The 21,408-nt window shown below is 70.0% G+C and carries 11 protein-coding genes; 10 read left to right on the top strand and 1 reads right to left on the bottom strand.

Annotated elements, in window-relative coordinates; all coding sequences use genetic code 11:
* Positions 1-128: 128 nt before the first annotated feature.
* The 3 genes from FB600_RS31150 (at position 129) to FB600_RS31145 (ending at position 10,009) form a co-directional block, all read left to right on the top strand.
* Positions 129-8,150, top strand: coding sequence for an autotransporter-associated beta strand repeat-containing protein (locus FB600_RS31150; RefSeq protein WP_145757932.1), 8,022 nt, complete (start codon positions 129-131; stop codon positions 8,148-8,150).
* Between the two features lie 319 nt (positions 8,151-8,469).
* Complete coding sequence (locus FB600_RS37380) at positions 8,470-8,643, top strand: hypothetical protein (protein WP_161500278.1); 174 nt, start codon at positions 8,470-8,472, stop codon at positions 8,641-8,643.
* Positions 8,644-8,830: 187 nt separating this feature from the next.
* Complete coding sequence (locus FB600_RS31145; RefSeq protein ID WP_145757931.1) at positions 8,831-10,009, top strand: transposase; 1,179 nt, start codon at positions 8,831-8,833, stop codon at positions 10,007-10,009.
* 321 nt (positions 10,010-10,330) lie between these two features.
* On the opposite strand, the gene FB600_RS31140 is transcribed toward FB600_RS31145, so the two are convergent.
* A complete protein-coding gene (locus FB600_RS31140) occupies positions 10,331-11,893 on the bottom strand; it encodes a mannose-1-phosphate guanylyltransferase/mannose-6-phosphate isomerase (protein WP_145757930.1) in 1,563 nt (520 codons plus the stop codon).
* A 434-nt stretch (positions 11,894-12,327) separates the two neighbouring features.
* On the opposite strand from FB600_RS31140, the gene FB600_RS31135 reads away from it, so the two are divergent.
* From FB600_RS31135 to FB600_RS31105, 7 genes are all read left to right on the top strand, one after another.
* Positions 12,328-13,704: an undecaprenyl-phosphate glucose phosphotransferase gene (locus FB600_RS31135; RefSeq protein WP_164467642.1), complete on the top strand. Its 1,377-nt coding sequence runs from the start codon at positions 12,328-12,330 to the stop codon at positions 13,702-13,704.
* Positions 13,705-13,779: 75 nt separating this feature from the next.
* Positions 13,780-15,219 (top strand): UDP-glucose dehydrogenase family protein, encoded by a 1,440-nt coding sequence (locus tag FB600_RS31130; protein WP_145757929.1) that lies wholly within the window; start codon positions 13,780-13,782, stop codon positions 15,217-15,219.
* 26 nt (positions 15,220-15,245) lie between these two features.
* Entirely contained in the window at positions 15,246-15,689 is a 444-nt protein-coding gene (locus tag FB600_RS31125) for a low molecular weight protein-tyrosine-phosphatase (RefSeq protein ID WP_145757928.1), read from the top strand.
* Positions 15,683-16,870, top strand: a complete 1,188-nt coding sequence (locus FB600_RS31120; RefSeq protein ID WP_013690944.1) for a polysaccharide biosynthesis/export family protein — start codon at positions 15,683-15,685, stop codon at positions 16,868-16,870. The genes FB600_RS31125 and FB600_RS31120 overlap by 7 nt, the downstream gene beginning before the upstream one ends.
* A gap of 54 nt (positions 16,871-16,924) precedes the next feature.
* Entirely contained in the window at positions 16,925-19,150 is a 2,226-nt protein-coding gene (locus tag FB600_RS31115; RefSeq protein ID WP_098183232.1) for a polysaccharide biosynthesis tyrosine autokinase, read from the top strand.
* A 36-nt stretch (positions 19,151-19,186) separates the two neighbouring features.
* Positions 19,187-20,137, top strand: coding sequence for a glycosyltransferase family 2 protein (locus FB600_RS31110; protein ID WP_013690942.1), 951 nt, complete (start codon positions 19,187-19,189; stop codon positions 20,135-20,137).
* Positions 20,138-20,267: 130 nt separating this feature from the next.
* A complete protein-coding gene (locus FB600_RS31105) occupies positions 20,268-21,404 on the top strand; it encodes a glycosyltransferase (protein ID WP_036055710.1) in 1,137 nt (378 codons plus the stop codon).
* Positions 21,405-21,408: the final 4 nt, after the last annotated feature.

Below are 21,408 nucleotides of genomic sequence, written 5' to 3'. Positions count from 1 at the left end.
TTCGCTCGCCCCGCGTTTCTCGCCCGGTTTTGCACGCGCGTTCCGGATCGTTTACCCGATTTCCGCCATCGATTTGCATTGCTTAACAGATTTACATCGTATGAAACCGTGTTAAGGAGAATTGACAGATGGTCCGCGCCCGCGATTCGAAAGACGGCGAATTGCCGAAACTGCTGCCCACCATGGGCGTATTCCTCGCATTGGTCGGGGCCGGAATCATTCCGGCCGAAGCGGCGTGTACCGCTGCCGGCTCCAATGTCAGTTGTTCCGGCGCCGCCAATCCGCTGGCGCCCAGTTATGCCAATGGCGCCAACAACCTCAACGTCACCGTCAATCCGGGCGGTAGCGTGGGTGTGCTGCTCGGTGTCGGCGGCAATGCCATGACGCTGACCGGCAGCAACGATACGCTGACCAACAACGGCCGCATCGACCCGACCCTGCTCGGCACCGGGCTGGGCGTGCTGTCCTCGGGCGTGGTGATGGGTAATGCCTCGGCCAGCACCCAGACGGTCACCAACAACGGCACCATGGCCGGTACCACCGGCCTGTCGATCGGCCTGACCGGCATGGCGCTGGCGGTGCAGAACGGCGCGGGCGGCACCACCAACATCACCAACACCGGCACCATGTCGACCAGCGGCATCATCGGCGCCACCCTGCTCGGCCCCGATGCGGGCGTGATCGCCGCCTACGGCGGCGGCCAGGTCAACATCAACAATTCCGGCACCATCACCGGGCGCGTGGCGCTCGGCAGCTCGGCCGGCGGCAATACCTTCACCAATTCGGGCACGGTGAACGGCAGCGTCTCGATGGGCGCCAACAGCACCAACCAGTTCATCGCCACCACCGATTCCTCGGTCAACAGCTCGGGCGGCACCGGCCTGGCGGTCAATCTCGGCATCGGCGCGATCACCATCGGCTTCGCGGCCACCGGCACCGTCGACGGCGGCGCGGGCGGCAACAACACGCTGACCCTGCAGCAGGGCACCTCGGCCACCGGCACCATCAACAACGGCAACTACGTCAACTTCAACCACCTCGACGTGCAGAGCGGCACCTGGACGCTGTCGGGCGCCTCGGGCGCGGCCGACGCCACGCTCGGCAACGGCGCCACCGCCGTGGTCAACAATGCCGCCTCGCTCGGCACCGGCACCATCAACGCCAACGGCGGCGCGATTCAGTCGGCCACGCCGGGCCTCACGCTGTCCAACAACATCGGCACCAGCGGCGCGGGGCTGGGCGTGTCGGGCAGTTCCAGCCTGAACCTGTCGGGCACCATCTCGGGCGCCGGGCCGGTCACCCAGTCGGGCAGCGGTACGCTGACCCTGTCGGGCAACAACACCTACACGGGCGGCACCAATCTCAACGCCGGCACCATCGTGATGGGCAACGACCAGGCGCTCGGCACCGGCACGCTGACGGTGGGCGGCAACGCCACGCTCGACAGCAGCCAGGCCGTGACCGTCGCCAACCAGGTGGCCGTCGACGCCGGCGCCTCGCTGGCGCTGGGCGGCAGCAACGCGATGACGGTCAGCGGCGAGATCTCGGGCGCGGGCGGGCTGGTCAAGAACGGAGCGGCCACCACCACGCTGACGGGCGCCAATACCTACACGGGCGGCACCACCATCAACAGCGGCACGCTGGCGCTGGGCGCTGGCGGCTCGCTGGCGGCCACCGGCGCGGTCAACCTGGCCGGCGCGGGCGCGGGCTTCGACATCAGCGCCTCGGGCGCGAACCAGACCATCGGCGCGTTGGCCGGCGCGGCCGGCACCACCGTCTCGCTCGGCGCGAACACGCTGACCATGGGCGACGGCAGCAACCAGAGCTTCGGCGGCACCATCGGCGGCACCGGCAGCCTGGTCAAGCAGGGCAGCGGCACCGAAACGCTGACGGGCGCCAATACCTACACGGGCGGTACCACCATCAACGGCGGCACGCTGGCGCTGGGCGCGGGCGGCTCGCTGGCGGCCGGCGGCAGCGTCAACCTAGGCACCGCCGGCGCGGGTTTCGATATCAGCGCCTCGGGTGCGAACCAGACCATCGGCGCGCTGTCGGGCGTGGCCGGCACCACCGTCTCGCTGGGCGGCAACACGCTGAGCTTCGGCGACGCGACCAACCAGAGCTTCGGCGGCGCGATCGGTGGCACGGGCGGCATCGTCAAGCAGGGCTCGGGCACCGAGACGCTGACGGGCGCCAACACCTACACGGGCGGCACCACCATCGACGCGGGGACCATCGCGATCGGCGCGGGTGGCAGCCTGTCGAACCAGGGCACGGTGAACCTGGCGAACGCGGGCACCTCGCTCGACCTGAGCGGGGCGACCACGCCGCAGGCGATCGGCGGGCTGGCGGGCGCGGCGGGCTCCAGCGTGAACCTTGGCGCGAACGGCCTGACGCTCGGCGACGCGGGCAATCATGCTTTCGGCGGCACGATAGGCGGCACCGGCGGCGTGACCAAGACGGGCACCGGCACGGAAACGCTGACGGGCGCGCAGACCTACACGGGCGGCACCACCATCAACGCCGGCACGCTGGCGCTGGGCGCGGGCGGCTCGCTGGCGGCCGGCGGCGCGGTGAACCTGGGCGGCACGGGCGCGAGCTTCGATATCAGCGGCGCGGGCGCGGCACAGACCATCGGCGCGCTGTCCGGCGTGGCGGGGACCACGGTGGCGCTGGGCGGCAACGGTCTCACCTTCGGCGACGGCAGCAACCAGACATTCGGCGGCGCGATCACCGGCACGGCCGGCATCACCAAGGAGGGCAGCGGCACCGAAACACTGACGGGCACCAGCACCTTCACCGGCGGCACCACCATCAACGCCGGCACGCTGGCGATCGGCGCGGGTGGGTCGCTCGCGGCCGGCGGCGCGGTCAACCTGGCCAATTCGGGCACGGGCTTCGACCTGAGCGGCGCGACCACGCCGCAGACGATCGGCGAACTGTCGGGCGTGGGCGGCGCCAGCGTCAATCTGGGCGCCAACACGCTGACGCTCGGCGATGCCGGCAACGCCAGCTTCGGCGGCGCGATCGGCGGCACGGGCGGGCTGATCAAGCAGGGCACCGGCACCCAGACGCTGACGGGCGCCAACACCTACACGGGCGGCACCACCATCGGCGCGGGCACGCTGGCGATCGGCGCGGGCGGCTCGCTGGCCGCGACCGGCGGCGTGGCGCTGACGGGCACGGGCGCGGCACTCGACCTGAGCGGCGCGGGCGCGGCCCAGACCATCGGCGCCTTGTCCGGTGTGGCGGGCACCACGGTGGCGCTGGGCGGCAACGGCCTGACTTTCGGCGACGGCAGCAACCAGAGCTTCGGCGGCGCGATCACCGGCACGGCCGGCATCACCAAGAACGGCAGCGGCACCGAAACGCTGACGGGCACCAATACCTTCACGGGCGGCGCGACCGTCAACGCCGGCACGCTGGCGATCGGCGCGGGCGGGTCGCTCGCGGCCGGCACCGGCATCAACCTCGCCAATTCGGGCGCGGGCTTCGACATCAGCGGCGCGACCACGCCGCAGACCATCGGCGGGCTGACCGGCATGGGCGGCAGCACGGTCAACCTCGGCGGCAACGGCCTGACTTTCGGTGATTCGGGCAACGAAACCTTCGGCGGCGCGATCGCCGGCACCGGCGGCATCATCAAGTCGGGTAGCGGCACGGCCACGCTGACGGGCGTCAACACCTTCACCGGCGGCGCGACCGTCGATGCGGGCACGCTGGCGATCGGCGCGGGCGGATCGCTGTCGGCCGGCACCGGCGTCAACCTCGCCAATGCCGGCACGGGCTTCGACATCAGCGGTGCGACCACGCCGCAGGCGATCGGCGGCCTCACCGGCGTGGCCGGCAGCACCGTCAACCTCGGCGGCAACGGCCTGTCCTTCGGCGATGCCGGCAACGAAACCTTCGGCGGCACGATCGCCGGCACCGGCGGCATCACCAAGGAGGGCACGGGCACCGCCACCTTGACCGGCGCCAACACCTTCACGGGTGGCGCGACCGTCAACGCCGGCACGCTGGCGCTGGGCGCGGGCGGGTCGCTGGCGGCCGGCACCGGCATCAACCTCGCCAACTCGGGCACCAGCTTCGACATCAGCAATTCGGGCGCGGCGCAGACCATCGGCGGCCTGAGCGGCGCGGCCGGCTCGACGGTGGCGCTGGGCGGCAACGGCCTCACCTTCGGCGACGCCGGCAACCAGACCTTCGGCGGCGCGATCACCGGCACCGGCGGCATCACCAAGGCCGGTACCGGCACCGAGACGCTGACGGGTGTGAACACCTTCACGGGCGGCGCGACCGTCAACGCGGGGACGCTGGCGATCGGCGCGGGCGGCTCGCTCACGGCCGGCACCGGCCTCAACCTCGCCAACGCCGGCACGGGCTTCGACATCAGCGGCGCGACCACGCCGCAGGCGATCGGCGGCCTCACCGGCGTGGCCGGCAGCACCGTCAACCTCGGCGGCAACGGCCTGTCCTTCGGTGATTCGGGTAACGAAACATTCGGCGGCACGATCGCCGGCACCGGCGGCATCACCAAGGAGGGCAGCGGCACAGCCACGCTGACGGGCGCCAATACCTTCACGGGCGGCGCGACCGTCAACGCGGGGACGCTGGCGATCGGCGCGGGCGGGTCGCTGGCGGCCGGCACCGGCGTCAACCTCGCCAATGCCGGCACCACCTTCGACATCGGCAACGCGGGCGGCGCGCAGAGCATCGGCGGCCTCGCCGGCGTGGCCGGCTCGACGGTCAACCTCGGCGGCAACGGCCTGAGCTTCGGTGATTCGGGTAACGAAACATTTGGCGGCACGATCGCCGGCACTGGCGGCATCATCAAGTCGGGCACGGGCACGGCCACGCTGACGGGCGCCAATACCTTCACCGGTGGCGCCACGGTCAACGCCGGCACGCTGGCGCTCGGCGCGGGCGGGTCGCTGGCGGCGGGCACCGGCGTCAACCTCGCCAACGCGGGCACGGGCCTCGACATCAGCAATTCGAGCGCGGGGCAGACCATCGGCGGGCTGACCGGCGTGACCGGCTCGAGCGTCACGCTCGGCAACAACAGCCTGAGCTTCGGTGATTCGGGCAACGAGACCTTCGGCGGCTCGATCGGCGGCGCGGGCGGCATCGTCAAGATCGGCAGCGGCACGGCCACGCTGACGGGCGCCAACAGCTTCACGGGCGGCGCCACGGTCGATGCGGGCACGCTGGCGCTCGGCGCGGGCGGCTCGCTGGCGGCCGGCACCGGCGTCAACCTCGCCAACGCGGGCGCCACCTTCGACATCGGCAACGCGGGCGGCGCGCAGAGCATCGGCGGCCTGACCGGCGTGGCCGGCACCACCGTCAACCTCGGCGGCAACGGTCTGAGCTTCGGCGATTCGGGTAACGAAACCTTCGGCGGCACCATCGCCGGCACCGGCGGCATCACCAAGGAAGGCACGGGCACCGCCACCCTGACGGGCGCCAACAGCTTCACGGGCGGCGCGACCGTCGATGCGGGCACGCTGGCGATCGGCGCGGGCGGCTCGCTCGCGGCCGGCGGCACCGTCAATCTCGCCAACACCGGCACGCGCTTCGACCTGAGCGGCGCGAACACGCCGCAAACGGTCGGCGGCCTCGCCGGCGCGGCGGGCTCGACGGTCAACCTCGGCGGCAACACGCTGACGCTCGGCGGCGCCGGCAACACCAGCTTCGGCGGCACCATCACGGGTACCGGCGGGCTGGTCAAGGCCGGCACCGGCAGCCAGACGCTGGGCGCCGACAGCACCTACAGCGGCGGCACCACGCTCGGCGGCGGCACCCTGGTGGTGGGCAGCAACGGCGCGCTCGGCAGCGGCGCGCTGAGCGTCAGCGGCCCGGCCACGCTCGACACCTCGGCGGCGGTCACGCTCAACAACGCGGTCAACCTGGGCAACACGGCCACCATCGGCGGCAGCCAGGACCTGACGCTGGCCGGCACCGTGTCGGGCACGGGCGGCCTGGTCAAGGACGGCAACGCGGCGCTCACGCTCTCGGGCAGCAATACCTACAGCGGCGGCACCACGCTGAACGGCGGCTCGCTCGCGCTCGGCAACGCGCAGGCGCTCGGCACCGGCGCGCTGACCGTCAACGGCGGCAGCCTGCTGCTGGGCAGCACCACGCTCACGCTCGGCTCGCTGGACGGCGCCGCGGGCGGCACCATCGACACCGGCAGCGGCGGCCTGAACGTGGCGGGCGGCGGCACCTACGGCGGCGCGCTGACGGGCGCCGGCTCGCTGACCAAGAGCGGCACCGGCACCCTGACGCTGACCGGCGACAACAGCTACGCGGGCGGCACCACCATCGCCGGCGGCACGCTGCAGGTCGGCAACGGCGGCACCTCGGGCACCCTGGCCGGCAATGTCGCGAACGCGGGCTCGCTGGTCTTCAACCGCGCCGACGACACCAGCTTCGGCGGCACGGTGAGCGGCACCGGCTCGCTCACCCAGGCCGGCAGCGGCCAGCTCACGCTGACCGGCGCCAGCACGCTGAGCGGCCCGACCACGGTGGCGGCCGGCACGCTGAACGTGGCCGGCTCGCTGGCGCAGTCGACCGTCACGGTGATGAACGGCGGCACGGTGACCGGCACCGGCACGATCGGCGGCCTGGTGGTCGGCAACGGCGCGACCGCGGCGGCCAGCCAGCCGGGCAGCTCGCTGAACGTGGGCGGCAACCTCACCTTCCAGCCGGGCTCGACGCTGCAGGTGGCGGCCAACCCGCAGCAGGCCGGCTCGGTGAAGGCCACCGGCGCCGCGCAGATCGGCGGCGGCACGGTGCAGGTGCTGGCCAACACGGGGGTCTACTCGCTGTCCACCAGCTACACCATCGTGGACGCCGGCGGCGGCCTGAGCGGCACCTTCAGCAACGTCACCAGCAACCTCGCCTTCCTCAAGCCGCAGCTCAGCTACGACGCGAATCGCGCGGTGCTGGCCCTGGTGGCGAACGGCACCTCGTTCACCGACGTGGCGCAGACCCCGAACCAGCACGAGGTGGCCACCGCGATCGGCACGCTCGGCGCCGGCAACCCGGTCTACGACACGCTGCTGTCGACCGATGCGCCCACCGCGCGGGCGGCCTACAACTCGCTCGACGGCGAGCTCTACGCGAGCATGAAGAGCCTGCTGCTGACCGACAGCCGCTATGTGCGCGATGCCGTGACCGATCGCGTGCGGCAGGGCCTGGCGGCCTCCAGCGGACCGCTCTCGGCGCTCGCCTCGGGCGGCGCCTCGCTGTGCGGCGACGCGAACTCGGTGCTGTCCGGCCCGGCCGGCGCGGCCACCGCGCAGCAGCGCTGCCAGTCCACGCCGTATCAGCCGGTGGTGTGGGGCCAGGCCTTCGGCGGCCGCAGCCGCTTCGACGGCAACAACAACGCCTCGAGCGTCTCGCGCAGCATGACGGGCTTCATCGCCGGTGCCGACGTCGGCCTGGGCGACCACTGGCGCGCGGGTGTGGCCGGCGGCGTGACCCACAGCAGCTTCGACAACGACACGCAGTCCTCGGCCAGCGCCGACAGCTACTCGCTGTCGATCTACGGCGGCGGCCAGTTCGGCGCGCTCGGCCTGCGCGGCGGCGCGGCCTACACCTGGCATCGCATCGACACCGATCGCTACCCGGGCTTCGCGGGCTTCTCGGACCACGCGCAAAGCGGCATCAACGCGCAGACCGCGCAGGTGTTCGGCGAAGTCGGCTACGCGCTGCCGGCCGGCGCGGTGGCCCTCGAGCCCTTCGTCAACCTCGCCTACGTGAACCTGCACACCGACGGCATGACCGAGACGGGCGGCGCGGCGGCCCTGCGCAGCGCCAACGAGTCGAACAGCATCGGCTTCTCGACCGCCGGCCTGCGCGCGGCCACCAAGTTCGACGTGATGTCCCGGGGCGGCTTCTCGGCGCGGGCGATGGCCGGCTGGCGCCATGCCTTCGGTTCGACCACGCCGAACTCGACCTTCGCCTTCGTGAACGGCGGCTCGGCGTTCCAGGTGTCGGGCGTGCCGATCGCGCGCGATGCGGCGGTGGTCGAGCTGGGCGTCGACGCGAACCTCACGCAGCGGCTCAAGCTGGGCCTGACCTACAGCGGCCAGTACGGCAGCGGCGTGCGCGACAACGCGGTGCTCGGCAACCTGCTCTGGAAGTTCTGAAGCACCGGCGCGGACCCACGCCTCGCGCGTGGCTTCCGCGCCGTCCCCCTTGCTCCGGCCTCCGCCGATTCCGATAGTCTCCTTTTCATCTCCTCCGCCGTATGCGACGGCAATGGCGACACGCCATTTCGCCAACCGCGTCTACACCGCTCCATGCTCTGACAGACCTGTATTCCTGTAGAAACCGACAGGCGGATTGGCAATGCGAATCAAAAATTCTTTATCGAATTTCCGGAGAATTTACCGATTGGAGATATCAATCGGAAATTCATTCCTTTTTCAATCAGTGGCTCCAATCTGCAACAAATCGTAAGCAAATATGACCAAGCTCAAAGCCCTTGCTGGGCAAGGCTTTTCAACAAAATGGATAAGCATTTCAATCAGTGTCGGATTGGATGAGGCGGAGCTTGAGAATTCCTTGTTTCAGCGGGTAACAATACGAGATTGTCATATTGAGATAAACCCTGATGGTGGTATGCTTCATGCACATTAAATCCCGCATCCCACTGCGACAGGGGTTTCATGCATCGACGTCGTGAATTGCAGCACCGCTTCAGTGCGCAATGCATCGGCGCGGCGCCCCCGGTATCGTCCAATGTGCAACCTGGCCATGATCGTGCGTGCCACACGGTCATGTTGCCCTGATCGCAGCCCCGGCCTGGCTGCGTGTGGAGAGATCTATGTTCTTCGATGAGTTGAGCGATGAAGAATGGACACGCGTGTCGACGCTGATCGCGGACGAACCGATCCGGCTGAACCGGCGCGGGCGACCGCGCGCGGAGACGCGCGTGGTCGCGAACGCGATCCTGTGGATCCTGACCACGGGCGAGCCGTGGTCGAAGCTACCCGGCCGTTATCCCTCGGGCCCGACCTGCCGCCGCCGCTTCGAGGAGTGGCTCGCGAGCGGCACGCTCGGCGAGATGGTCGCGATGCTCACTGAATTGAGCGGGCGCGCGTTCGCCTATGTGCCGCCTCCGCCCGAGCTGGTGGTGCCGGCGCCGCGCACCGAGCCGGTGGCCAACAACGACCGCCTGCGCGGCGTGTTCTGGCAGAATCCCGAATCGTGGCGCCTGCCGGTGCCCGAGACGGGCGAATGGCAGGACGAGGAAGACGAGGCCGGCATGCGGCAGACGGTGCGCGAGGCGCCGGCGGCCGCCATCGCGCAATTGGCGCAGCAGGTCGCGCAAGCGGAGCTGCAGGCCGGCGCGGCGCGCGCGGCTCTGCTCGCGCGCGAGGCCCGCGCCGACGCGGCGGCCGCGCCGGTTGCCGGCGAGACCGCCGAGCAGGGCGATCACGATGATCACGGCGAGCATCCGCGGCCGGTGTCGGTGCGCTTCGCCACCGTCGCGCCGCAGTCCGAGCCGTATCGCGGCTACACGCTCTACGGCACCGCGCAGCCGGTGCAGAACATGATGTATCGCGCCTGGGCCGAGATCGCGCAGGATGGCCGCCGGGTCGAACGCTCGGGCCTGATCGGCCCGCGCTTCTCCGATCCCGAGGCGGCCGAGCGTTATGCGATCGCCTGGGGTCGCGACTGGGTCGATCACCAACTGGCGCTCGAGGTCCAGCCCGATGCCGCGGCCGATGCGCCGCGCGAGGTCCGGGCCGAGCCGGTGGCCGCCGTCGCCTCGGTGCCGGCGCCGCGCGCCAAGGCGGAAGCCGCCGCCGCGCTGCTGCCGATGCGCACCGCGCATTCGGCCGCGGCACTGGCGACGCTGTCCACGCTGGTGCCGGCCGATCGCGGCAACGTGCGCCACTTCGGCACCGAGCGCCGCCATCTGATGGACGGCGAGCTGACCGATCCGGCTACGCTCGCCACCGAATTCGCGCATCGCGAGTTCGCCTACCAGATCGGCTGAAGCCGGGTCGGCGCCGCGCGCCGAATCATGCGCCGGCAGCCTTCGGGCTGCCGGCTTTTTTTGCGCGCGTATTCCGCGGCCTCGCTGCTCGTGGCTTCATGCGTGCGAGCTCATGCGCGATGCTGGCGAGCTACGCCGCGCACGCGGCAGGTCATCCAATGACGAGGAAGCCGATGTCGATCGCACCGGCATGTCATGCGTCGCGGCGGATCGCGAGAGGAGAGGGACGAGGAGGGAAGCGGTGCCGCCCGCGCCGCGCCTGGACGGCGCGATCGCGAGCGGCCGGTGAACGCAAAGGCGGGCGGAAGCCCGCCCCGTGAATCAACCGCGGCCGTAGGTATCGTCGAAGCGGACGATATCGTCCTCGCCGAGATACGAGCCCGACTGCACCTCGATCAGTTCGAGCGGCATCTTGCCGGGGTTCTCGAGCCGGTGCTTGACGCCGAGCGGGATGTAGGTCGATTCGTTCTCGGACAGCAGGAAGCTTTCCTCGCCGCGCGTGATGCGGGCCGTGCCGCACACCACGATCCAGTGCTCGGCGCGATGATGATGCATCTGCAGGGACAACTGCGCGCCGGGCTTGACGACGATGCGCTTGACCTGGAAGCGCTCGCCCATGTCGACTGAATCGTAATGGCCCCACGGGCGATGCACCTTGCGATGATTGCTCGCCTCGCCGCGCGACTCGCTCTTCAGGCGCTTGACGATCTTCTTGACGTCCTGCACGTGTGCCTTGTCGGCCACCAGCACCGCGTCGGCGGTCTCCACCACGATCAGCTCGCGGGTGCCGACGCAGGCCACCAGCCGGCTTTCCGAATGCGCGAAGGTCGCGCTCGCGCCCTCGAACATCACCTCGCCGCGCCCGACATTGGCCGCCTCGTCCTTCTCGGAGATCTGCCAGATCGCATCCCAGGAGCCGACGTCGGACCAGCCGGCGTCGAGCGGCACCACCACGCTCTCGCAGATCTGCGGCGCGCCCACCAGCGGCTCCATCACCGCGTAGTCGATCGAGTTCGAGGGCGATTCGCCGAAGCTGTCGCGATCGAGGCGGAAGAAGGTGCCGTCGTCGCGGCCCAGCGAGACCGCGCGCTCGCAGGCCGCCAGGATGGCCGGCTGGAAATGGCCGATGGCCTTGAGCCAGACCGAGGCACGCACCACGAAAATGCCGCTGTTCCACCAGTAGTCGCCCGAATCCACGTACTGCTGCGCCAGCTCCAGGTGCGGCTTCTCGACGAAGCGCTCGAGCCGGCGCACGGCGATCTCGCCCTGCGTGTCGAGCGCCTGGCCGACGCGGATGTAGCCGAAGCCGGTTTCCGCGCGATCCGGCAGGATGCCCATGGTGGCGATACGGCCCTGCGCGGCATGGCGGATGGCCGCGTCGAGCGCGGCCTGGAAGCGCGCGAGATCGGCCACCGCGTGGTCGGCCGGCATCACCGTCAGCACCGCGTCACCCTCGCAGGCGATCGCGCGCAGCGCGGCGATGGTCAGCGCGGGGGCGGTGTCGCGGCCGAAGGGTTCGAGCACGATCGAGGCCTCGCGGCCGACCAGCCGCAACTGCTCGGCGGTGGTGAAGCGGTGATCGTCGCCGCAGACCACCATCAATCGTTCGCAGACCGGATGATCGCCCTGGTAACCCTCCAGGCGCCGGGTGGTCGACTGCAGCAGCGATTCCTTGCCGAGCAGGCCGATCAGCTGCTTCGGGAACTGCTCGCGCGACATCGGCCAGAGGCGCGTGCCGGAGCCGCCCGCCAGCACCACCTGCTGGACCGCCAGGCGCGTGCCGGCAGGGGCCGCCGCGCTGTCGGCCGGGGCGGACGCGGGGTTGGCGCGGGAGGACGGGGACGCGACGTCCGGCTCGAGGCCGGCGACGGACGGAGGATTCATCGGGACACTCCTCGAAACGGTGGATCGGTCAGAACGTTTTTAGCACAACAGAAAGACGCTAAAAAGTTTTTGCTGCGGCGCGGCATCGTAAGATCCTGGAAAAATATAAAAAATAATGTCTAAGCCGCGCCCAAAGTTCGCCTTGCTAAAAAAAGTAAAAAATAGGGAGTGAATGATGGCAAGTCATTGAAATTCATGAGATTTGTAAAATGACGCACCGAGAAAGAAGCCGATCTCGACTTGTCGCAGGAAAAAAGTGCCGAGAAAAATTCAAAGAAAATACGCAAAACTTTCCGAATATTTTTAGAAATACTTGCGCGCTTGCAGCAACATTTTTCTTACCGCTTCAATAGCGTCTGCAGCAGAGCGAAACGGTTCCGCGTCGGGCCCGTCATGCACTGCGATCCGATCATCTGTCAGGCGAGGGAGCGACCATGTTGAGCGTGTTGGCGAGAGTGATCGATATCGCGATGGCGGTGCTGGGCGCGCTGATCGCGGCCGCGCTGCATCGCGGCGGCATCGTCGCGCTCGACGATCTGCAGCGTTCGATGGTGCTGTTCAACGGCATGCTGATCGTCGCGTTCTTCCCGGCCTTCGGCATCTACCAGTCCTGGCGCGGCAAGCCGATCCGCGCGCTGCTCTGGCGCGTGGCGATCGGCTGGCTGGTGGTGGAGGGCGCGGGGATCCTGATGAGCTTCAGCTTCCACCATTCCGGCGAGCTGTCGCGGCTGTGGCTCGGCTACTGGGCGGTGACCACCTCGGCGCTGCTGATCGCCACCAAGGCCGGCGTGCACTGGGTGCTGCAGAGCCTGCGTCGCGAGGGCTACAACCACAAGGCGGTGGGCCTGGTGGGCGACACCGGCGTGACGCGCCGCCTGATCGCGCAGATGCGTGCGCGCCCCGAGGCCGGCTTCACGCCCTCCTGCATCTTCGACGTGACGGGCAGGGTCGACACCCGCGAGTTCGACGGCGTGCCGGTCGAGCGGCGCTTCTCCGAGCTGGTGCGGCTGGTGCGCTGCCGCCACCTGCGCGAGCTGTGGCTGACCCTGCCGATCACCGAGGAGCGCCAGATCCACCGCATCGTCACCGAGTTCCAGCACGACTTCGTCAACATCCGGCTGATCCCCGATGTGCGCAGCCTGTCCTTCTTCAACCAGGAGGTGGTCGAGCTGCTGGGCGTGCCGGCCATCAACCTGGCGGCCTCGCCGATCACCGACGTGCGGATCCTGCCGAAGTTCGTGTTCGACCGGATGTTCGCGCTGGTCGCGCTGACCATGCTGGCGCCGGTGATGCTGCTGATCGCGGCGCTGGTGAAGCTGACCTCGCCGGGCCCGGTGTTCTTCCGCCAGACCCGCAAGGGCATCGACGGCAACGAGTTCCGCATCTACAAGTTCCGCTCGATGAAGGTCCATGCCGAGGTGAAGGGGCAGGTCACCCAGGCACGCAAGGGCGATGCGCGGATCACGCCGGTCGGGCGCTTCCTGCGCCGCACCAGCCTCGACGAGCTGCCGCAGTTCATCAACGTGCTCAAGGGCGAGATGTCGGTGGTCGGCCCGCGCCCGCACGCGCTGGAGCACGACGACATCTACAAGGATCTGGTGCGCGGCTACATGTTCCGCTACCGGATCAAGCCCGGCATCACCGGCTGGGCGCAGATCAACGGCTTTCGCGGCGAGACCGACCGCATCGAGAAGATGTCGGGCCGCGTCAAGCTCGACCTCTACTACATGCAGAACTGGTCGTTCTGGCTCGACATCAAGATCGTGGTGCTGACGCTCTGGAAGGGCTTCACCGGCAGCAACGCCTACTGAGGCGCCGCGGCAGCGCCTCCTCCTCGAATTTCCGCTTCAACGACGACGACCGGCGACGGTCGCAAGGGCTGACAAATGAACCTGACTATCATCGGCAGCGGCTACGTGGGGCTCGTGACGGGCGCCTGCCTGGCCGACATCGGGCACGACGTGTTCTGCCTCGATGTGGATCCCGTCAAGATCGGCGTGCTCAACGACGGCGGCGTGCCGATCCACGAACCGGGCCTGGCCGAGATCATCGCGCGCAACCGCGCGGCCGGGCGCCTGCGCTTCTCGACCGACGTGGCCTCGGCGGTGGCGCACGGCGACGTGCAGTTCATCGCGGTGGGCACCCCGCCCGACGAGGACGGCTCGGCCGACCTGCAGTACGTGCTGGCCGCGGCGCGCAACATCGGCAAGTACATGACCTCCTTCAAGGTGATCGTCGACAAGTCGACGGTGCCGGTCGGCACCGCCGAGCGCGTGCGCGCGACGGTGGCCGCGGAGCTGGCCGCGCGCGGCGTCGACACCATGTTCTCGGTGGTCTCGAACCCCGAGTTCCTGAAGGAAGGCGCGGCGGTGGACGATTTCGCGCGACCCGACCGCATCGTGATCGGCTGCAACGACGACGTGCCGGGCGAGAAGGCCCGCGAGCTGATGAAGAAGCTCTACGCGCCGTTCAACCGCAACCACGAGCGCACGCTCTACATGGACGTGCGCTCGGCCGAGTTCACCAAGTACGCGGCCAACGCGATGCTGGCCACGCGCATCTCCTTCATGAACGAGCTGGCGAATTTCGCCGATCGCGTGGGCGCCGACATCGAGGCGGTGCGCCGCGGCATCGGCTCCGATCCGCGCATCGGCTATCACTTCCTGTACGCCGGCGCGGGCTACGGCGGCTCCTGCTTTCCGAAGGACGTGGAGGCGCTGATCCGCACCGCCGATGCCAGCGGCCAGTCACTGCAGATCCTGCGCGCGGTCTCGCAGGTCAATGCCGGGCAGAAGCAGGTGCTGGCGCGCAAGATCGTGGCGCGCTACGGCGAGGACCTCACCGGCCTCAGCTTCGGCGTCTGGGGCCTGGCCTTCAAGCCCAATACCGACGACATGCGCGAGGCGCCGAGCCGCGCGCTGATCGCCGAGCTGCTCTCGCGCGGCGCGCGAGTGCGGGCCTACGACCCGGTGGCCACCGCCGAGGCGCGCCGCGTGTTCGCGCTCGACCTGGCCGGCCAGCCCGAATGGCTCGAGCGCCTGAGCTTCGTCGACGAGCCGGGCGAGGTGGCGGACCAGGCCGACGCGCTGGTGATCGTCACCGAGTGGAAGGCTTTCAAGAGCCCCGACTTCGCGGCCCTGGCCGAGCGCTGGAAGGCGCCGGTGATCTTCGACGGCCGCAATCTCTACGAGCCGCTCGCGATGCGCGAGCTCGGCATCGAATACCACGCGATCGGCCGCGCGCACGCGGCGCAGGCGCCGGCCGCGGGCCGTGCCGCCGCGCAGCCGGCCGCCAGCGCCAGCCCGGCCGCCGAGGCCGGCGCCTGAGCGCCCGAACCCGAGGAGGACACACGATGTTCCGTAACGTGCTGATCGTCTGCCATGCCAACGTGTGCCGCAGCCCGACCGCCGAGATGCTGTTCCGCACCCACGGGCGCGAGGCGCTCGGCGAGGACTGCGCCTTCCACTCGGCCGGCCTCGACGCCAACGACGGCGACGGCATCGACCCGGTGATGCAGGCCCTGCTGGCCGAGCGCGGCGTCGATGCCTCGACGCACCGCTCGCGCCGCCTGAGCCAGGCGATCGTGCGCGACGCCGACCTGGTGCTGGCCACCGAGCGGTGCCAGATCGACGCGATCGAGGCGGTCGATCCCTGCGCGCGCGGCAAGGTGTTCCTGCTCGGCAAGTGGGAGGACGCGGAGATCGCCGATCCGCACGGACGCAGCGAGGCCGCGTACCGCGAAAGCTGCCAATTGATCGAACGCCTGGTTCAAGGATGGCTGCACAAACTATGCTGAAACGCCTGCTCAAGCGAACTTTCCTCACCGCGCTCGCGCCGCTCGTGGCGGCCGCGCTGCTCGGCGCCTGTGCCACCGCGCCGGGCAACTACATCAACACCTCGCGGCTCGACGAGAAGGGCTCGATGCCCGACACGCACTACGACGTCAAGCTGATCACGCCGCAACTGGTGGTCTCGCAGGCGCTGGCGCAGCACGACAGCCGCCCGCTGCCGGCCGACCTGTTCCCGGATCCGACCCAGTATGTCTACCGCATCGAGCCGCAGGACATCCTCGGCGTGACGGTCTGGGACCACCCCGAGCTGACCACCCCGCAGGGCCAGTCCTTCTCGGCCGGCGGCAACACCACCCAGACCATCGCCGGCGCGCTGCAGCAGCCCTATACCAATGCGCTGCCGGGCCAGGCCGATCCTTACGGCCAGACGGTCGGCGCGGACGGCACCATCTACTTCCCGTTCGTGGGCCGCATCCGCGTGGCCGGGCGCACCGCGCAGGACGTGCGCGACGAGCTGGCCGCCAAGCTGGCGCGCTACGTGAAGAACCCGCAGATCGACCTGCGCGTGCTGTCGTATCGCAGCCAGAAGGTGCAGGTGACCGGCGAGGTCAAGACGCCGGGGCCGCTGGCCATCACCGACGTGCCGCTGCGCCTGGTCGACGCGATCACGCGCTCGGGCGGCACCACCGCCGAGGCCGACCTGCAGCGCGTGCGGCTCACGCGCGACGGCAAGTTCTACGTGCTCGACGCGAACGCCATGCTCGATCGCGGCGAGGCGAAGGAGAACGTGATGCTGCAGCCGGGCGACGTGATCAACGTGCCGGACCGCAGCGACAGCCGCGTGTTCATCATGGGCGAGGTCAAGCAGCCGGTGACGGTGCCGATGCTCAAGGGCAAGCTCACCATCGCGGACGCGATCACGGCCGGCGGCGGGATCCTCGACACCGACGCGAATCCGCGCCAGGTCTATGTGCTGCGCGACCTGCAGGACAAGCCCGACATGCCGGACATCTATCGCCTGGACATGACCCAGCCCGACGCGCTGATGCTGTCGAGCCGGTTCCAGCTCAAGCCGCTCGATGTGGTCTACGTGGGCACGGCCGGGTCGGTGCAGTTCAACCGCCTGCTGCAGCAGATCTTCCCGACGATCCAGTCGATCTACTACATGAAGCAGATCACGCGCTGATCTGGCGAGGCCGGCGTCCCCCGACGCCGGCCCACCAACCTGAGGCGGATAGCCATCGTGAATACGCAAGTCAAACATCCCTACGCCGACATGGCGGCCAAGCCCGACGACGAGGACGTGGTCCTCGGCCAGCTGATCCAGGTGATCCTCGACGACATCTGGCTGCTGCTGGGCATCGCCGCGCTGATCGTGGCGCTCGCGGGCGTCTACTGCTACCTCGCGAAGCCGATCTACTCGGCCGACGCGCACGTGCGCGTCGAGGCCGCCGACAACACCTCGCAGGCGCTGACCCAGACCCAGACCGGCGCGGTGATCAACGGCGGGCCGGCCACGCCCGCCACCGACGCCGAGATCGAGATCATCAAGAGCCGCGGCGTGGTCGGCCCGGTGGTCGAGCAGTGCAAGCTGAACTTCTCGGTGGCGCCCAAGACCTTCCCGCTGCTGGGCGCGATCTCGGCGCGCCTGGCCGCGCCGGGCAAGCTGGCCAAGCCCTGGCTCGGCATGAGCTCCTATGCCTGGGGCGGCGAGCAGGCGGCGGTCGACTCGATCGACGTGACGCCGGCGCTCGAAGGCAAGAAGCTGATGCTGACGGCCGGCGCCGACGGCGCCTACACGCTGGCCAACGAGGACGGCGGCCTGCTGCTGCGCGGCCGCGTGGGCGAGCGCGCCGAGGGCAATGGCGTGTCGCTGCTGGTCAGCCAGCTGGTGGCGCGGCCCGGCACGCAGTTCGTGGTGGTGCGCCAGAACGACCTGGACGCGATCACGGCCTTCCAGTCGGCGATCCAGGTGAGCGAGCAGGGCAAGCAGACCGGCGTGGTGCAGATCTCGCTGGAGGGCAAGGACCCGGTGCAGACCGCGATGATCGCCAACGCGCTGGCGCAGTCCTACCTGCAGCAGCACGTCAACAGCAAGCAGGCCGAGGCCAACAAGATGCTGGACTTCCTCAAGAGCGAGGAGCCGCGCCTGAAGTCCGACCTGGAGCGCGCCGAGGCCGCGCTGACCGAGTACCAGAGCACCTCGGGCTCGATCAACGCGAGCGACGAGGCCAAGGTCTACCTGGAGGGCAGCATCCAGTACGAGCAGCAGATCGCCGCGCAGCGCCTGCAACTGGCCTCGCTCGAACAGCGCTTCACGCCCGAGCATCCGATGGTGATCGCGGCCAACCAGCAGCTCGCGCAACTGCAGAAGGAACGCGACAAGTACGCCGACAAGTTCCGCAGCCTGCCGGCCACCGAGGTCAAGGCGGTCGCGCTGCAGCGCAACGCCAAGGTCGCCGAGGACATCTACGTGCTGCTGCTCAACCGCGTGCAGGAGCTCTCGGTGCAGCGCGCCGGCACCGGCGGCAACATCCGCCTGGTGGACGCGGCGCTGCGCCCCGGCGTGCCGGTCAAGCCGAAGAAGGCGCTGATCCTGTCGGCGGCGGTGATCCTGGGCCTGATCGTCGGCACCGGCGTGGTGTTCCTGCGCCGCAACCTGTTCCACGGCATCGAGGATCCGGAGCGCATCGAGCGCATGTTCAACCTGCCGATGTACGGCCTGATCCCGAAGAGCGTCGAGCTCGAACGGCTCGACGCGGCGGCCCAGAAGAGCGGCAGCGACATGCGCCCGATCCTGGCGGTGGCGCGGCCCAAGGACCTCAGCGTGGAAAGCCTGCGCAGCCTGCGCACCGCCATGCAGTTCGCGCTGATGGACGCCAAGAACCGCGTGATGGTGCTGACCGGCCCGACCCCGGGCATCGGCAAGAGCTTCCTGACCGTCAACCTGGCCGCGTTGCTGGCGCATTCGGGCAAGCGCGTGCTGCTGATCGACGCCGACATGCGTCGCGGCGCGCTCGACCGCTACTTCGGCGTGCCGCGCCGCAACGGCCTGTCCGAGCTGCTGAGCGACCAGATCGCGCTGGAGGAGGCGATCCGCGAGACCCAGGTGCCGGGGCTGTCCTTCATCCCGACCGGCCAGCGTCCGCCCAATCCTTCCGAGCTGCTGATGTCGCCGCGCCTGGCGCTCTACCTCGACGGGCTCGGCAAGCGCTACGACGCGGTGATCGTCGATTCGCCGCCGATCCTGGCCGTCACCGACGCGACCATCTTCGGCGTGCTGGCCGGCTCCACCTTCCTGGTGCTGCGCTCGGGCATGCATACCGAGGGCGAGATCGGCGATTCGATCAAGCGGCTGCGCACCGCGGGCGTGCAGTTGCAGGGCGGCATCTTCAACGGCGTGCCGCCGCGCACGCGCGGCTACGGCCGGGGTTATGCCTCGGTCCACGAATACCTGAACGCCTGACGGGCGTGCCGCACAACGACGACGAGGTATGCACCGATGAAACTCTCCGTACTGGTCCCGACCTATCGGCGTCCCGCCGATCTCGCGCGCTGCCTGATCGCGCTGCAGCGCCAGCGTCGTGCGCCCGACCAGGTGATCGTGGTGGCCCGTCCCGAGGACGATGCCACCCATGAATGCCTGGCCGATCCGCGCGTGCGCGGCGCGCTGCCGCTGGTGGTCGCGCCGGTCGAGGTGGGCGGGCAGGTGGCCGCGCTCAACCGCGGCCTCGACACCGCGCAGGGCGACGTGGTGGCGATCACCGACGACGATGCCGCGCCGCATCCCGACTGGCTCGAGCGGATCGCCGCCGCGTTCGCCGCCGATGCGCGGCTGGGCGCGCTGGGCGGGCGCGACTGGGTGCACGAGAAGGGCCGCGTGATCGACGGCGAGCGGCCCGAGGTGGGCCGCGTGCGGCTCTCGGGCAAGCTGATCGGCAACCATCACCTGGGCATCGGCGGCGCGCGGGAGGTCGACATGCTCAAGGGCGCCAACATGATCTACCGCCGCGCGGCGATCTCGGGGCTGCGCTTCGACACGCGCCTGCGCGGCGCGGGCGCCCAGACCCACAACGACATGGCCTTCAGCATGGCCGTCAAGCGGCGCGGCTGGAAGCTGGTCTACGACCCGGCGGTGGCGGTCGACCACTATCCGGCCGAGCGTTTCGACGAGGACCGGCGCGATGCCGCCTCGCGCCAGGCGATCGTCAACGCCGCCTACAACCTGCACCTGACGCTGCGCGAGCACCTGCCGCCGGCGCGGCGCGAGATCGCCTGGTGGTGGTATGCGCTGGTCGGCACGCGCGTCTATCCGGGCTTCGCGCACGTGCTGCTGTCGTTCGGTCCGCGCGGCGGCTCGCGGGTGCGCGAGCGCTGGCGCGCGGTGCGCGAGGGCGCCCACGACGCGCGCCGCGAGACCTCGGCCACGGGCCGGCCGCTGGCTACCGCATGAACGGCATGAACGCGCCCGCGCGCCCGGGCCGCCTCGCGCGGCCCGCCCGCTGCCGCCCGCTGTCGCGCGACGACGCCCCGCGCCGGCGCGCACGCGCACGCTTGTTGAGCACCGAACCCGGAGATTCCGCATGACCGCCACGAACGTGCACGTTCACCTGTTTTACGGCGCCGATCCGCGCAGCTATCGCGCCGGCGACAACATCGGCTGCCTGTACGGCTATCACCACGCGGCCTCCGACGAATTCGCCATGAGCTATTCGCGCGACCGCCGCGAATCGCGCCCGGTCAGCGTGGCGCGCCGCGCCCTGAAGGCCGCGCTCGGCTTCGACGCGATCCATGCCTGGCGCAATCGCGAGGCGCTGCTGGCGGCCGACGTGATCTGGACGCATACCGAGCAGGAGCACCTGGCCGCCGCGCTGGTGCTGAAGCTGGCCGGCGCGCGCGGCGCGCGGCCGCTGCTGCTGGCGCAGAGCGTCTGGCTGTTGGATCGCTGGCCGCGCTTCGGCGCGCTGCGCCGCTGGGTCTATCGCAAGCTGCTGGCGCGCGCCGACGTGCTGACCACGCTGGCGCGCGACAACGCCGTGCTGTGCCGCGAGTTCCTGCAGCGCGACGCGGTGCAGGTCTACTACGGGCTCAACACGCAGGACTTCCCGGTGCGCATGCCCGAGACCTGGACGCCGCATCGCCCGCTGCGCATCGCCGCGATCGGCAACGACCGCGACCGCGACTGGGCCACCCTGATCGAGGCCTTCGGCGGCCTGCCGCGCTACCAGGTCAAGCTGGCCACGCGGCGGCGCATCCCGCGCGAACTGCACCGGCCCAACGTGGAGATCGCCTCGGTGTCCGGCATCGCGAGGCAGCGCGAGTTCTACGACTGGGCCGACGTGATCGTGGTGCCGCTGCGGCCCAACCACCACGCCTCGGGCATCACCGTGATGCTGGAGGCGGCGGCGGTGGGCAAGCCGATGATCGTCAGTGACGTGGGCGGCCTGCGCGACTACTTCCCGAACGATTGCGCGGCCTATGTGCCGGCCTTCGACGCCAGCGCCATGCGCGGCGCGGCCGATCGCATGGTGGCCCAGCCCGAGCGGGCGCTGGCGCGGGCCCGCGCGGCCGCGGCGCGGCTGGTCGAGGCGGAGCTGACCACCGAGGCCTTCGCGGCCCAGCACGTGCGGATCACGCGCGAGCTGCTGCAGCGCCGCCGCGTCACGGCCGGCGCCGCCGCGCCGCTGCCGCTGGCCGATTCGCGCACGCCCTCGAACTGACGCA

The organism is Burkholderia sp. SJZ089 (genome assembly GCF_007828315.1).
GTDB lineage: Bacteria > Pseudomonadota > Gammaproteobacteria > Burkholderiales > Burkholderiaceae > Burkholderia > Burkholderia gladioli.
The sequence above is the reverse complement of the archived record's forward strand: the minus strand, read 5'-3'. Positions and strand labels throughout refer to the sequence as shown.